Raw genomic sequence first — 16127 nt, forward strand, 5'->3', positions numbered from 1 at the left:
AAAACAGTCGCTACGTTTTATTTATAAAAAAAGATATAGAACTTTGGAGGACTTTATTCATGAAAAAATTAGTAACAGCAACTACGTTAACAGCAGGAATCGGTACAGCATTAGTAGGTCAAGCACATCATGCAGATGCTGCTGAAAATTATACAAATTACAACAACTATAACTACAACACGACTACAACAACTACGACGACTACATCATCAATTTCACATTCTGGTAACTTATACACTGCAGGACAATGTACTTGGTATGTATATGATAAAGTAGGCGGAGAAATCGGTTCTACTTGGGGAAATGCCAATAATTGGGCTGCTGCTGCACAAGGTGCTGGATTCACAGTAAACCATACACCTTCTAAAGGCGCTATCCTACAATCTTCTGAAGGACCATTTGGTCACGTTGCATATGTAGAAAGTGTAAACAGTGATGGTTCAGTTACAATTTCAGAAATGAATTATAGTGGCGGACCTTTCTCAGTAAGTTCTAGAACTATTTCTGCAAGTGAAGCAGGTAACTACAACTACATCCATATTTAATATAAACACGATGATACATATTGTCTTGAAACTTAATTCTAGTACATATGTCGTCAAAAAACTTTGAGCTTTCCTTTATAGGAGAAGCTCTTTTTTTGCTATTTTTCGTTGCCACCTACTTATTTATATTTACTCCCATATTCATAATATTAATTTTTTCAATACTATTAACTTTAAAACTACGTTATCTAATTTAATTGATCCAGTTTTTCCACATTACAATATTCATAGTTCTACAGTGCCTAAGTTATATCACCTCCATCAAAAGTACACGCTTACATCATTGATACACAAGACATCATGACATAGTTGTATACTGTCTAATCTTCTACTATACTAAGATAAAAGGAGTGATCTTTTATGGAAAAAGTTTATGTTGCTGGTGCAATACCAGAAGTAGGTTTAAAACTTTTACAAGAACATTTTGAAGTTGAAATGTATGAAGGTAAAGGATTAGTCGATAAAGACACTTTAATTAAAGGTGTTAAAAACGCGACTGCCTTAATTAGTTTATTATCTACAAACGTTGATAAAGATGTTATCGATGCTGGTAAAGACTTAAAAATCATTGCCAACTATGGCGCTGGTTTTAATAATATTGATATCGAGTATGCCCGAGAAAAAAGTATAGATGTTACAAACACACCTAAAGCATCAACAAACGCGACTGCTGATTTAACAATTGGATTAGTACTTGCAGTAGCGCGTCGTATTGTTGAAGGCGACCAATTATCACGTACCACTGGATTTGACGGATGGGCACCTTTATTTTTCAGAGGTAGAGAAGTATCTGGGAAAACAATCGGCATTATCGGTTTAGGTGAAATTGGTAGTGCAGTAGCGCGTCGTGCAAGAGCATTTGACATGGATGTACTATACACAGGACCTAATCGTAAAGAAGAAAAAGAACGAGAAATCGGTGCAAAATATGTAGATTTAGATACACTATTAAAGAATGCAGATTTTATCACTATCAACGCTGCTTATAATCCTAAAATGCATCATTTGATTGATACAGAACAATTTAAAATGATGAAATCTACGGCGTATTTAATCAATGCCTCTCGTGGTCCAATCGTGCACGAACAAGCATTAGTAAAAGCATTGAAAGATAATGAAATTGAAGGTGCTGCACTTGATGTGTATGAATTTGAACCAGATATTACCGATGACTTAAAATCACTTAATAATGTAGTATTAACACCACATATTGGTAATGCTACATTTGAAGCACGTAACATGATGTCTAAAATTGTTGCTAATGCTGCAATTAGTGCCGTTCAAGGTGAGAAACCACAATTTGTCGTTAACTAATAATTGAATTTATTATAATGACATTATAAAAACAAGAACCCCCATATGTTGAGCTCTCATTTCAACATACGGGGGTTTTCATATTGTTGTATTACTTTTCTTTCGATTTATATAAGAATTTAGTCTGTCCAGCTGCTAATGCATTTGGCATCATTTTCATAATACGGTTTCTAACTGCAACAACTAAACGACTACGATATTGGGCAATTTTACCGATTTTTCTAGAACGCTTAATTACTTTTGCAGTATGTTTAACACGTATTTTATCATAACGCTGTAATGCTTTTTCAAAGTCGTATGCGTTAAAACAATTTACTAATACGATAGCATCTTCCATTGCTTGTCCAGCACCTTGCCCCATATTAGGCGTTGTCGCATGTGCTGCATCTCCTAGTAAAATAGTACGACCATAAACAAAAGATTTGAGTGGTTTCAAATCATAAATATTATGCAATATGATACCTGTTTCACTTTGTTTGTCTAAGATCTCTCTAACTTCATTTGGATAGTGATTAAAGTATGCTTGCAAATGAGGTTTACCAAACGAACTATATTTATGATTGTTTTCCTTCGAGTTAATTGTAATGAACCAATATGCTTGATTATTTAATAACGGAACAATACCTACTCTTCCTTTTCTTCCCCAGTATTCTTTTGCACAATCTGGATGCTTTAAATCAATATCATCAATTAAACCTCTAAAGCATGTATACCCTTGATATAATACTTTACTGTCAGCATTTACAGATTGTCTCACTTTAGAATGAATTCCATCAGCACCAATACATAAATCAAATGCTTCACTCTCATGTTCCGCGAAATGTATGGTAACTTTATCTGTCTCATTATCTATATGCGTGACTTCATAATTTGTAAATATTGAATCATCTTTTACATAAGATTTAATAATGTCAATTAATGTTTGGCGTGGTAACGTCACATTCAATGTATTACTTTTTAATTTAACAGTAGTTAACGGGCGATCTTTGTCATCTAACACTGTCATTGTAGATAAGATTTGCCCAGCATTTTTAATACCTTTAGCTAAGTCATGATTACCTAGTTTTTTTAGCACATTATCTCCGATACCAATCCCAGCGCCAATTTCTTTAACTGACTCATTTTTTTCGAAGACTTTAATAGTATGACCTTGTTCTTGTAATAATGCAGCAGCTGTTAATCCACCGATGCCTGCACCTATAATTGCTATCTTCATATTGTCACCTCTATATTTTTCATTCTTTTCTATTTTATCACATGCACTATTGTTTAAAAATGACTCTTGGAACTAACGTTTCATTTTTAAAGACTTAAGTGTATTATCTGCACCATTGTATATTACATGCACATTTAGACAGCAATATTCATTTACATAATGTACATTTGCAACAATGATGTGGGATATAGCATATTTGATGCTATATAGCGTTTTTTGTTAGGTTAAAATCCATTTAACTAACACACTCAGAATGCGCTAAAGGAGCTCGAAACAATAAATTGTTCCAGCCCCTTTAAGCACCGATGTCTTATTTATAATATGTTTGTCTAATATCATCTTTCTTTATACCAAACTGCTTATAGGATTTATCCATTAATTTGGCAATTTTATCTGCCCAGCGAATGTCACTCGCATATTGATGTTGCGCAGGATTTTCTGGATTCCATCGCATTTGATATAAATTCAGTTGATTGTTTTCAAAATATTCATTACGAATGAACTTTGCACCACCAAGTATCGCCTTATCTGGTGATGTCCATTGTTCCTTTTCAGCATAACTTTTCCCACTACGAACAGCATTACTATCGAATGCTCCTATACCAAAAAAGTTGTAATAGCGTTTTTTTCCATCTTTAATGCCTTTTGCTAATTCTGATTTGCCGTTACCTGTTTCTACTAATGCATGGCTAACAAGATAAATGACATTAACCTCATATTTTTCTTGAGCTTCTAGAAAAACTTTCCTTCGATTTTCTAAAATCCCCTTACCTTTTAGCAATTGGTTAACTTCAGATTCCGACATTGGCACTTTTTCTGTGATATCCATATACTTCATATCATTGTCTTTATGTGAAATAGTCATTGCTTTAGCAATTTCATCATTATTTGCTTCAACAAATTTACCATCCTCTTCTTTTGTCTGTACAATACCTTTCCCTTGTTGCATTGAAACAGCCTCATCAAAAGAGTAATTCACATCATTTTTAAACAATTTAGTTTCATTCACTATGAGTAATACAGCAAAAACAACTAAAATAACTATCAATAGTAGCGTTGAAATACGTAACTTGAAATTCTTCTTCATATAGACAAAACCTCATTTTTCTTACTTAGACAATAAAAAATATGCCACTACAATCGCTAATATTACGATTAAAAAAGAAGCGTTAACGATTACTTTCATCGTTGTTCTATCTCTGAACATCATATTAAAGACAACTAGACTAATTGATAATGAAACAGCAAAAAAAGTAATAGCTAACACTAATTTCATCATAAATAGACAGACTAAACCTATGACTAATAATGTATTAGAAATTACAGCTGACGTTTTTAACATTCTCGAATTAATATGCACTCACCCTTTTTATTTAAATAACTTACATAATCATAATAATACATGATGTTTCATAGCCCTGTCGATGGTTGATTATCAATAGCACATGATTTTCTCGATTCTCAAAAATATTGTTTAAAGTTTGATGAAGACTCGGATACAAATAATATTTCAATATAACTTAAAACAGTGACCCTACACCAACATGCAAGAACACTGTTATATTCAAAGACAAAAAAATCGGAAAGATGAAAAGTAAAAAACTTTTACATCAATCCGATTTATTATAGACCCATATTAAGCTTCTCGAGACATACCTTTTAGCATATTAAGCATATATGTTAAACTACGGTTCATGTCGTCATCTTTTAAAACGCCTAACAGACTTCTTACAGATGTCTTCGCATTAGGACTCGCTTGATTTGCAACATGTAATCCTTTATTAACTTTATTAAGGAAGTCACTTAAATCTGATACATTTAATTCACCTAATAAAAATACCATTGAAGCCATATTTGTGAGCAGACCAGTATAGATATCTTTGTTGAGCTCAACAGCAAATTTATTAATAATCACTTGACGTCCTCTAACTGCGCCATTTAAAGCATCTAATATTTTAGCATCATCTAACACTTTAATAAGTTTGATTGCTTTTAATATACTATCTTTATTCGCTGCAATTGCCTCTGTAACTTCATTTAAACTTTCTAACTTAATTTGTTCTTCTGATTTTTCTAAGCGTCTAATTTTAGAAGATATTCTCTCAGCCATTATTTATCCACCTGATTTCCTGGGAAAACATAATCTGGACGTTCCCATTTTTTCTGTACTTGAACACTGTACTGCGGATGACGTTTTTTATTGACACGGAAATTATTAGGGTTCAACGGTGACTTACCACGTTTCGTAATTACTTCCAAACGACAGCTTGTACGTTTATATGATGGTGTATCCGTGTATTGATCAACATCACTATTAGTTAATAGGTTAATTGCACCTAGATCTCCATTTTCCATCGCATCATTATTTAATGGAATATAGATTTCTTTACCTTTAACACGATCTGTCACATGAACTTGTAATACCGCTTCTCCTGTTTCAGATATCAACTTAACTTCTGCACCTTCATGAATGCCTCTATCTTCAGCAAGTTCTGGAGAAATTTCAACAAATGCACGCGGCACTTTGTATTTAATCATTGGTGTTTGATAAGTCATATTACCTTCATGGAAGTGCTCTAACAATCGACCATTGTTTACATGAATATCATAAACTTCATCTTGCTTAAAGTAATTATCAAATGATAATGGGAATAATTTTGCTTTACCATTATCGAAATTAAATCCTTCTAAATAAAGTATTGGTTCATCTGTACCATCTGGATGCACAGGCCATTGTAAACTATTAAATCCTTCTAAACGTTCGTAGCTTACGCCAGCATATAATGGTGTTAGTCTAGCAATTTCATCCATAATTTCGCTTGGATGTTTGTAATTCCAATCGAAACCTAATTTATTAGCAATTGCTTGGAATATTTTCCAGTCAGGTTTAGAATCACCTAATGGTTTCAATGCTTGGTATAAACGTTGAATACGTCGCTCAGTATTCGTAAAAGTACCATCTTTTTCTAATGAAGGACTTGCTGGTAAGACAACATCTGCAAATGTAGCTGTAAATGTTAAAAATTCATCTTGGACTACCATGAAATCTAATTTTTCAAAAGCAGCTTGTACAAAATTAATATTTGAATCTACAATACCAGTATCTTCTCCATATAGATATAATGAATGAATTTCCCCATCATGGACACCTTCAACCATTTCATGATTATCTTTACCAACTTTAGGATTCAATTTAACGCCATATTCTTTTTCGAATTTAGCGCGAATATCGTCCGCTTCAATACTTTGATAACCAGTAATTTTATCAGGCATACTACCCATATCACTACAACCTTGAACATTATTATGTCCACGTAATGGATACGCACCTGTACCAGGTCGACGATAATTTCCAGTAACTAATAATAAGTTTGAAATTGCTGTACTTGAATCACTTCCAATGTCTTGTTGTGTGATACCCATTGCCCAACAAATGACAACGGACTCTGCTTTGGCACATTCTTCAGCGAACTTAATCAACTCTGCTTCTGGAATACCAGTAGCCTCTTCAGCGAATGCCATTGTAAATGTTTCTAATGACTTGTAATATTCATCAAAATCTTCAACCCACTCTTCGATAAAGGCTTTATCGTGTAAGTCATGATCAATGATATATTTCGTCACTGCGCTTAACCAAGCCAAATCTGTACCTGGTTTCGGTTGATAAAAACGATCTGCGCGTTCAGCCATTTCATGTTTTCTAATATCAAACACATGTGTTTTTTGTCCAAATAATTTTTGAGCACGCTTCATGCGTGATGCAATAACCGGATGTGCTTCGGCTGTATTCGTACCAATCAATACAGACATTGCTGCTTTTTCTAAATCTTCAATACTACCTGAGTCACCGCCGTGTCCAACCGTTCTAAATAAGCCTTTTGTTGCAGGTGCTTGGCAATATCTTGAACAGTTATCAACGTTATTAGTGCCAATAACTTGTCTTGCTAATTTTTGCATTAAATACGATTCTTCATTTGTCGCTTTAGAAGAAGAAATGAATGATAGTGCATCTGGGCCATACTTTTCTTTAATAGATGTAAAATTATCTGCAATGACATTTAATGCTTCATCCCATTCTACTTCATGGAACTCACCATTTTTCCTTACTAATGGTTTCGTTAAGCGTTGATCTGAATTAATATGTCCCCATGAAAATTTACCTTTAACACAAGTCGCAATTTTATTTGCTGGAGAATCATGTGATGGTTGTACTTTTAAAATTTCTCTATCTTTAGTCCAAACTTCAAATGAACAGCCCACACCACAATATGTACACACTGTTTTAGTTTTCTTAATACGCTCTTTACGCATTTCTGCTTCTGAATCTGAGATTGCAAATAGTGGACCATAACCAGGTTCTGCTTTTTTAGTTAAATCAATCATTGCCGCTAATGAACCAGGTTCCGTATCAGTCATATAACCCGCATTACCTTCCATGTTAACTTCCATCATCGCATTACATGGGCATACAGTTGCGCATTGACCACAAGATACACATGACGATTCATTAATCGGTACATCATTATCCCAAATGACACGTGGATGCTCACGATCCCAATCAATTCTAATTGTTTCATTTACTTCAATATCTTGACATGCTTCTACACAACGGCCACATAAGATACATTGATTTGGATCATAGCGATAAAATGGGCCATAATCTTTTTCGTATGGCTTCTCTTTATATTCATACGTTTGATGCTGAAGCCCCCATGCATCCATCGTATTATGAATTTCACAATCACCATTATTATAATCACATACTGTACAATACAGCATATGCTTTTCTAAAATTCGATCAAGCGCTTCTTTTTGAGCATATTTCACATCATTGTTCACAGTATTTACAGTCATTGGACGATCAATCACCGTACTACATGAACGTTCAATTTTACCGTCAATCTCAACAGTACATGTATCACATGTTTGAATTGGTCCCATCGACTCGTTATAACAAATTGAAGGTACAAAAGTATCTTGTGATTTAATAAATTCAAGTAAATTCGTACCTGGTTCTACAAGATAATCTTTACCATCAAGCGTGACCACCAAATGTTCTTGCATACTATTCACCCCATCTATATATTTTTCCGTAAATGACTTTTAATAAATTGCCTAATTTCCACCTAAAATAAAGATGCCCCACACATCTTTCAGATAGAATCAATATAATTGTATTACTTTAAGTGTATAATGTTAAGCGTATTTTTGTATTTTTTATTTTTGCAATCATTTTTATTTGAAATATTTTGCTCGAAATTAAATCATCTTTTTGTTTAATTGAAAATAATTATCATTATTAGCTTTCCAATTATCTGTTTCACGCTTTTTTGCCATTTCTTTCACAACCTTATTAATGACAATACTTAATAATCACCTCACCTAAAAATCGCTATACCATTTATAAATACCCTTTTTCTGAAAATTAATAACCCAAGTTTGATAAATATCTACTGTCATTTAGAAGGTAAGATTTATCTTTAAATTAAATTTGTAATGGATTAATTTACAAAACCGCAAATCAGGCATTAAATAAAATAGCCCATAAATACAAAGTGTTATCACCTTCTATTTACGGGCTATTAATTCTATTCGTTATTCTTTATACAGCTCATTCTATCTAATTAATTTGTGTACAATTTTGATAACTTATTTTCCCTTAGTTTACTACTCTAGATTATCTTTTAATAACTTAGTACTTTCAGCTTTTGACTGCTCACTAGGAATGAAGTAGTACAATCCGTCACTTTGAATGCCGCCTTGACCACTCAATTGATGTTTATTAATCGTGTCATTAGCATCTTTATAATTGCTTCTAATCGTATTCAAATCACCTAAAGTTAAATCTGTTTTAACATTATTTTGAATTTCATTCATTAGACTATTAAAATGTGTAATCGATGATGGGCTTGCAATCTTATTAGCCATCGCTTCAAGTACAATTTGCTGACGTTGTTGTCGACCAAAGTCACCACCAGCACCTTCTTCTTTACGACTTCTAATAAACTTCAATGCTTGATCACCATTTACATGTGTTTGCTGTCCTTTTGTAAAACGAACACCATCAACAGTGAATGTATCATTACTTACTACATCAACACCGCCGATGCTATCTATCATATTATGCAAACCATCCATATCGATTGTCGCATAATGATCAATTGGCACATTCATCAATTTTTCAAGTGATTTAACAGCCATATTTGGTCCACCATATGCATAGGCATGTGCAATTTTTTCAGTAGTACCACGGCCAACAATTTCCGCTCTTGTATCACGCGGTATACTTACTATTTCAGTTTTCTTCGTTTTAGGGTTGATAGATAAAATCATAATACTATCACTACGCTCTCCGCCACCCTTTTTCTTACGATCAGCATCTGAATCGACACCAAATAAAGCGATTGTGAATGGATCACCATCGTTTAAACTCACTTTTTTATCTCTTAATTCTGAATGATTGCGATCTAACGGATTGTGTATCTTATTACCAGTAATAAAAATTTTAGCAGCTACATACACAACAGCTACAATCGCTAAGATTACTAAAATACCGAATACCCATAAAAATATTTTTTTCGGTAGGCTCATTTTACTTTTAGACGAACGTTTCAATCCCACCACTCCTTTACTATTCCTTACATACTTTGTCTGTTTTCTCTATTTATTATATAGTAAAATAATTTTTTTACTATACTTCTGTAGACGTATAACTATTTTTTATTATTTTTTATCTCTCGAGAATATCTATCTGTATTTTTGATAACCACCATTTGCATTTAAAATTTTAAGTACCGTTTCATGACATGCTTTATTACTTATAATAAAAGGTGCACCCTTTAAATGATCAATTGCCTTACCATCTAAAGTCGTCATTTTTAGATTCAATAGTTCTGCAAATAAAAACTGTGCAGCAATGTCCCAAGGTTTAGGATTTGTATTAATATGTGCCCCAAATTGACCTTTTGCCACTCGCATAGAATCTAATCCGCAAGCACCAACTAAACGATAACTAAATGAGGCGTCAAATAAATCTTGCACCGTATCCAGATTCATCACTTGTGCATTAAACGATATAATAGCGTCTTCCAATTTTAACGATGGGGGTTCTTCCATCTTAATTCCATTACAAAAAGCACCTTCTCCTCGTATTGCTTTATAAAGCTTTTTATGCGGATAATCATATACGTACGATAACATTGGTTTACCTTCATAAAAATACGCCAATATAATACAATAATCTTCTTGCTGTTTTACTAAATTGGCAGTTCCATCAATGGGATCCATAATCCATAAATGATTAATTTCATTCGTAATCATTTCATTACTTTTTTCTTCCGCTAATAGTTGGTGTTCCGGAAAATGTGTTGCTAAAAATTGTTGAAATTGTTGTTGAATCTGTTTATCTACATTTGTAACTAAATCAAATCGATGACGCTTCGTTTCTGTAGTCATCTCCGTAATTAATTGTGGAATAACATTGTCTATTTGTTTCAACCATGAACATATTAACTTATCTATTTGCTGTAATGTTTTATCTGTCATTTCGTCCACCACTTCTCATATCATTATCATTTTATTATTACCCTATATTAAAAGAATCAACAATACAACTGAAGACTTCTTCATTTTATGCATAAAAAAATCGGCTAGTCACGTGCTAGCCGACAAATAGAAAGGAAAGTAAGTAATAAATATTGAAGATGTTGTGATGTAACTTGAACGATTAAAAGCTATCTGTTATATAGCTCTACCCCTTTGTTTAATCGCTCCCCCTGTTACAAGTAATATCATAGCACAATCTTTTTTAAAATGTAAGCGTTTTCCACAAAATTTTTCCGATTTTTTTAAAAAGATATTGAAAATGTCCTCATTGTCACTCTTATGTTATACTTTGTGTAATATATCATCTTTTAGGAGGTGGCTGTCATGAATAAAGCTGAAAGGCAAAATTTAATAATTACTGCAATTCAACAAAATAAAAAAATGACCGCTTTAGAATTAGCTAAATATTGCAACGTATCCAAACGCACAATTTTAAGAGATATTGATGATTTAGAAAATCAAGGTGTTAAAATTTATGCGCATTATGGGAAAAATGGTGGTTACCAAATACAACAAGCACAATCTAAAATTGCATTAAACTTATCTGAAACACAATTATCGGCCTTATTTTTAGTGCTTAATGAAAGTCAGTCGTACTCGACATTACCATATAAAAGCGAAATCAATGCAATTATAAAACAATGTTTAAGTCTTCCACAAACACGCTTAAGAAAATTGCTTAAGCGCATGGACTTTTATATTAAATTTGATGACACACTACATATGACACTCCCAATGTTGTTTTCCGACATTTTAATTTATTGTACAGAACGAAATGTGATGTTAGTAGATCATAAGGTTGATGATAATATTAAAGCCGAAAACGTTATATTTATTGGCCTTTTGTGTAAACATGGACATTGGCATGCAGTCATTTATGACATTGCTCAAGACAAAACTGCCGAACTCGAAATTGAAAATATTATAGATATTTCGTATTCATTCGGTAAGACGATTCAAACCAGAGACATATCCATTGATAACTATCATCAATTTTTAAACCCCATCGATTCCTAAACTATGGAGTCGACGGGGTTTTATCTACGCATAAATACTTATTACTGATATAACAAAAGAAACAAAATTATTTGCTATATGTAATGCAATTGTTGAACCTAGGTTTCTTCCAGATTTTAAATAAGTGAAAACTAATATGATGGATAGTATGAGATATGGACCAAACTCAAACGGTGACTTTGCATCAGTCACATGAATAAATGCAAATAAGAACACCGAAACAATACTCATAGCTATAAAATTAAACTTCTTACCTAATTCTCCAATTAAAATATGTCTAAATACGATTTCTTCAACTATTGGACCTACAATCACAATTAATAAGAATGCTACAGGTAAAAATGCAGGCACTTCAAACATTTTATTTAGCTCAAGTTCATTGGCTGTTTCACTATATTGCAAATGTTTAGGTAGAAACTGTGTCATATATTCATATGTATAAATTAAGATGAGAGCAATAATATACGTTATTGACAATCTAAGCCAATATTTTTTGATATACGCATAACCAGCCCGAAGCCTTGATGGCATAACTTTTAAGTGAAATAAATAAAATACGCCAATCCCAATCGTATATGCTAAAGCTTGTGTGATAGTCGCTACAAATATCAGATTACTATCGATTTCATAATAACCAAACAAAATTGGTCCTATGTAAGCTACAATTGTGAGTGCATAAAATATAACACCTATAATTGGAATTATAAGCAAATCTCTCCATGCTATATCTTTAAACGTGTATTTCTTTTTTTCATTTTCCACTGTTATATCCTTTCCTGTTTAATAATTGATTTTTGGAGGTACTTCTACATGATAAACGAAACTAAGTATATGAGACAACAAATTACTAATTTGATTCAAATCATTGATACGATTAAATATAATACTTTAATGACAGATTGGAACATTCAAACGCATATTTATAAATTTAACCAAATAGTTACTAATGAATTGAATAAGTTCAAAGGCTTTGAAACATCATATATAATAAACGAAAATCAAGTTTCCTATTATGAAATTATAACACTACTTAATAAACATCCCCTCCGACAAGTCGACTATGGTAACAAAATTCAATATCTTAATTTTTATCATACAGAACTATCTAACGCATTATTTGCAATTAAATTTGCCCATTAACCTATTTTTCATAAAATGTCATTTAAACAAGTTATTTATTAAAATTCACTTTATTACATAAATTATACAATTAAAAAGTTTCTTCAAATTGTAAAGATGCATTAATCGAGTTATAATCATAATGATTAAGATGGTAGATTTAGTCTTATATAACTACATTTACTAAGATTTAAATAGATGAGTACATAATGTATAAATTGGGAATATACAGTATGACTTACGGTAATATATCAATATATTGATATATTATTTGCACATGGGAGTATGCTATTTTTTATCTATACATCTTAAAAAAATTTACAGTTTTATAATTCAATATCATTAAACAAACAACATATTCAGCTTATTTTTCATTCTCTTACGTTACAAGTTGTAAATACCATCGCGTTAAACAACAATAGCCAACGCTAATAAAATATATTGCGTTAAAGTGGAGTGATTAATATGTCAAACGTACTAACAGAAATAGATAGTCAATATCCATATATGACTAAAAATGAAAAAAAGATAGCTAAATTTATACTAAATTCACCTCAAAAGGTGATTAAAATGAGGTCTCAAGACTTAGCAAGCTTATTAGATATTAGTACATCATCAGTCATTCGATTCAGCAAGAAAATTACTGATGGCGGTTTTCATGACTTGAAAATAAATATATCTAAATATGTTCCTAAAGCATCATCAATTTACAATGTTGAATTAATGAATAACGAAAGTACAGAATCTTTAAGAACTAAACTCCATACACGTACTACACGCGCACTGAATCATGCTAATAACGAATTAAATGATAAAACTATTGATCAAATATGTCATTGTTTAAAACGTTCTGAGACGATTTTTATATATGGTTTTGGCGCATCTTTTGTAGTTGCTACCGACTTATACCAAAAGTTATCAAGAATAGGTCTTAATATTCAACTTGTTCAAGAAACACATATTTTTGCAACATTATTAGCAACTCACAATTCGAACGACAGTGTTATTCTTATTACTAACAATGGTACGCAAAGTGAAATGCAATCAATGGTTAAAGTTATTGATGACTACCATATACCTATAATTACAATTACTAGTACAAGGGATAATCCCGTAGCACAGGCATCAAATATTGTTTTAACTTATGGGAAAACTGATGAAAATGAGATGCATATGGGAGCAACAACTTCATTATTTGCTCAAATGTTCACTATTGATATTTTATATTATCGTTATGTTGCATTAAATTATCACGCATCATTAGATTTCATAACACAATCTAAAATGGCTTTAGATAACTATCGTAAACATTTATCAAATATTAACTTTAAACATTAACAGTCTTATATAAATTCTTTAATCATGTCATATAATAATTTATGCATCATTTTCAAAGCTTACATGTCTTTTATCTTGTATAACATACGCATATGACCAATGATTTGATAAGGCCATTCAATTTCTTATATTAAAAACAAACGCAGTTGATTAACGGATTCATTCCATATATCAATTGCGTTTGTTATTTTAATGATGCTATTTTTTTAAGCCCACAGTAAAAACTATCGATAGTATTGCCTTTTAAAGGTAAATTCTTACTACAACTTCGATTTAAGCTATATTTATAAAAAAATGCGCCTACTCATAACATTTCTTTGGCTATTTAACTTTAATAAGCTAGGGCCAAGTTTGTCATAAAATAAGCGCACATTATAATCATACTATTTTGCTTTTACATTATTTTTATTATATCTAATAAAGTAATAAATCGTTACAATCGTAAAGAAGATAACGCCAATAAGCACTGATATTCTAGTTTCAACATTAAATACCATACCAACCAATACTAATATTAAGAATAATATTGTTAAGTAGTTACTTACTGCGCCACCAGGCATTTTGAATGGGTGACCTTCCACTTCTTCAGGGTGTAATTTTCTAAAACGTAAGTGACTGAATAAAATCATAAACCAAGGAATCATACCTGGTAAAATAGACGCACTATAAACGTATACGAAAATACTCTTCGCTCCATCGATATATAAAGGTAAAATTACGTTTAATAAAGCACCAATTAAAATACCAAGAGATACTGCAACAACAGTGTACAATGGTACACCATTTCTCATGATTTTAGTAAATATTTTCGGCATTTCACCTTTATGAGCAAGTGTATAAATCATACGACTCGCACTGAAAATACCTGAGTTACATCCTGACATTGCTGCAGTTAATACAACAAAGTTAATTAATCCAGCTGCAAATGTAATACCGATTTTAGCAAATGTTGCAACAAACGGACTTCCAATATCTCCTAATTGATTCCAAGGATACACTGAAACAATAACAAAAATAGCACCTAAATAGAAAATTAAAATTCTCCAGATAACACCGTTCACTGCTTTAACGATATTTTTCTGAGGATCTTTAGTTTCACCTGCAGTAATACCTATCAGTTCCACACCTTGGTATGAACCAATTACAATTGATAATGCAAAGAAGAAACCAACAATACCATTTGGCATAAATCCGCCATTTGTCCATAGATTAGAAATACCTACCGCATGGCCACCATTTCCAAAACCAAAGAAAATAAGACCAAAACCAGCAATAATCATTAAAATAATTGTTACAACTTTAATTAAAGCAAACCAAAATTCAAATTCTCCAAACGCTTTTACCGAGAATAAATTCGCTGCCATTAATAATAAAATAGCAATAATACCAGGAATCCAAGTTGGCAATTCCGGGAACCAAAACTTCATATATTCTCCTACTGCGATGACCTCACTCATACCAACAACAATCCATTGGAATATATTACTCCATGCTGTCATATAACCTGCTGCAGGATGTATATAATCACTTGCAAATGTTGCAAATGATCCTGTTGTAGGGTTTAAATAAATCATTTCCCCCATTGCTCTCATGATTAAAAATAAAAAGATACCCGCAATTAAATATGCAAGGATAACTGATGGGCCTGTCCATTTAATTGTACTTGTCGCACCCATGAAAAGCCCCACGCCAATCGTACCACCAAGTGCAATCATTTGAATTTGACGGGCACTCAATCCCCTTTGTAGTTCATTGTTCTCCATAACTTCTTACCCCATCTCTGATTGATACTAAATAAATCCATAAAAAAACTTATTGCCGTAATTATACTATAAATTATCGATTTTGGTACATTAATATTTGCATACCATGCAATCGTTTACAGAACTACTATAGCAGGCTTTTGCAACTTTGCAAACAATTATTTTGTGATTTTTCTAAAAAATAAAAAAAGTTGTCCAAGTACCGTTGAG

General features: G+C 32.1%; 14 protein-coding genes. 5 read left to right on the plus strand and 9 right to left on the minus strand.

The genetic code is table 11. From position 1 onward, the window contains the following. Positions 1–59: 59 nt before the first annotated feature. On the plus strand, positions 60–545 hold the full coding sequence (locus IDG45_RS00415; protein WP_000737708.1) for a CHAP domain-containing protein: 486 nt from the start codon (positions 60–62) through the stop codon (positions 543–545). A 360-nt stretch (positions 546–905) separates the two neighbouring features. Next, on the plus strand, positions 906–1859 hold the full coding sequence (locus tag IDG45_RS00420) for a 2-hydroxyacid dehydrogenase family protein (protein ID WP_000417013.1): 954 nt from the start codon (positions 906–908) through the stop codon (positions 1857–1859). Between the two features lie 91 nt (positions 1860–1950). Here the strand turns inward: IDG45_RS00420 and IDG45_RS00425 are convergent, their stop codons facing one another. From IDG45_RS00425 to IDG45_RS00455, 7 genes are all read right to left on the minus strand, one after another. Then, positions 1951–3075 carry an FAD-dependent monooxygenase gene (locus IDG45_RS00425; RefSeq protein ID WP_000684159.1) on the minus strand — a complete coding sequence of 375 codons (1125 nt, stop codon included), beginning with the start codon at positions 3073–3075 and terminating at the stop codon, positions 1951–1953. Between the two features lie 310 nt (positions 3076–3385). Beyond that, the gene (locus tag IDG45_RS00430; RefSeq protein WP_000739219.1) at positions 3386–4162 is read right to left on the minus strand and encodes an N-acetylglucosaminidase; all 777 of its coding nucleotides are present in this window, start codon (positions 4160–4162) and stop codon (positions 3386–3388) included. Positions 4163–4183: 21 nt separating this feature from the next. After that, a complete protein-coding gene (locus IDG45_RS00435; protein WP_000921246.1) occupies positions 4184–4417 on the minus strand; it encodes a hypothetical protein in 234 nt (77 codons plus the stop codon). Positions 4418–4711: 294 nt separating this feature from the next. Next, the gene (locus IDG45_RS00440; RefSeq protein ID WP_000840814.1) at positions 4712–5185 is read right to left on the minus strand and encodes a helical membrane plugin domain-containing protein; all 474 of its coding nucleotides are present in this window, start codon (positions 5183–5185) and stop codon (positions 4712–4714) included. Further along, entirely contained in the window at positions 5185–8139 is a 2955-nt protein-coding gene (fdhF, locus tag IDG45_RS00445) for a formate dehydrogenase subunit alpha (protein WP_001155293.1), read from the minus strand. Before fdhF ends, IDG45_RS00440 begins: the two co-directional genes overlap by 1 nt. Before the next feature lie 603 nt (positions 8140–8742). Beyond that, the gene (locus IDG45_RS00450; RefSeq protein WP_000831055.1) at positions 8743–9690 is read right to left on the minus strand and encodes an LCP family glycopolymer transferase; all 948 of its coding nucleotides are present in this window, start codon (positions 9688–9690) and stop codon (positions 8743–8745) included. Between the two features lie 132 nt (positions 9691–9822). Then, on the minus strand, positions 9823–10620 hold the full coding sequence (locus IDG45_RS00455) for an inositol monophosphatase family protein (protein ID WP_000130470.1): 798 nt from the start codon (positions 10618–10620) through the stop codon (positions 9823–9825). A 384-nt stretch (positions 10621–11004) separates the two neighbouring features. Here IDG45_RS00455 and IDG45_RS00460 point away from each other — a divergent pair, with 384 nt between their 5' ends. Then, on the plus strand, positions 11005–11697 hold the full coding sequence (locus IDG45_RS00460; protein WP_001030119.1) for a helix-turn-helix transcriptional regulator: 693 nt from the start codon (positions 11005–11007) through the stop codon (positions 11695–11697). 24 nt (positions 11698–11721) lie between these two features. Here IDG45_RS00460 and sdpB read toward each other — a convergent pair whose 3' ends face one another. Next, positions 11722–12459 carry a CPBP family intramembrane glutamic endopeptidase SdpB gene (sdpB, locus tag IDG45_RS00465; protein ID WP_111063816.1) on the minus strand — a complete coding sequence of 246 codons (738 nt, stop codon included), beginning with the start codon at positions 12457–12459 and terminating at the stop codon, positions 11722–11724. Between the two features lie 48 nt (positions 12460–12507). Between sdpB and IDG45_RS00470 the strand changes: the two genes are divergently transcribed. Together IDG45_RS00470 and rpiRc are read left to right on the plus strand one after the other, a co-directional pair. Next, on the plus strand, positions 12508–12837 hold the full coding sequence (locus IDG45_RS00470; protein WP_000606725.1) for a hypothetical protein: 330 nt from the start codon (positions 12508–12510) through the stop codon (positions 12835–12837). A gap of 444 nt (positions 12838–13281) precedes the next feature. Continuing rightward, entirely contained in the window at positions 13282–14154 is an 873-nt protein-coding gene (gene rpiRc / locus IDG45_RS00475; RefSeq protein ID WP_000073195.1) for a pentose phosphate pathway transcriptional regulator RpiRC, read from the plus strand. A 383-nt stretch (positions 14155–14537) separates the two neighbouring features. Here the strand turns inward: rpiRc and IDG45_RS00480 are convergent, their stop codons facing one another. After that, entirely contained in the window at positions 14538–15917 is a 1380-nt protein-coding gene (locus tag IDG45_RS00480; protein WP_000429668.1) for an amino acid permease, read from the minus strand. Between the last annotated feature and the right edge of the window lie 210 nt (positions 15918–16127).

It is taken from the genome of Staphylococcus sp. EG-SA-10, assembly GCF_017151945.1.
Classification (GTDB): Bacteria; Bacillota; Bacilli; order Staphylococcales; family Staphylococcaceae; genus Staphylococcus; species Staphylococcus aureus.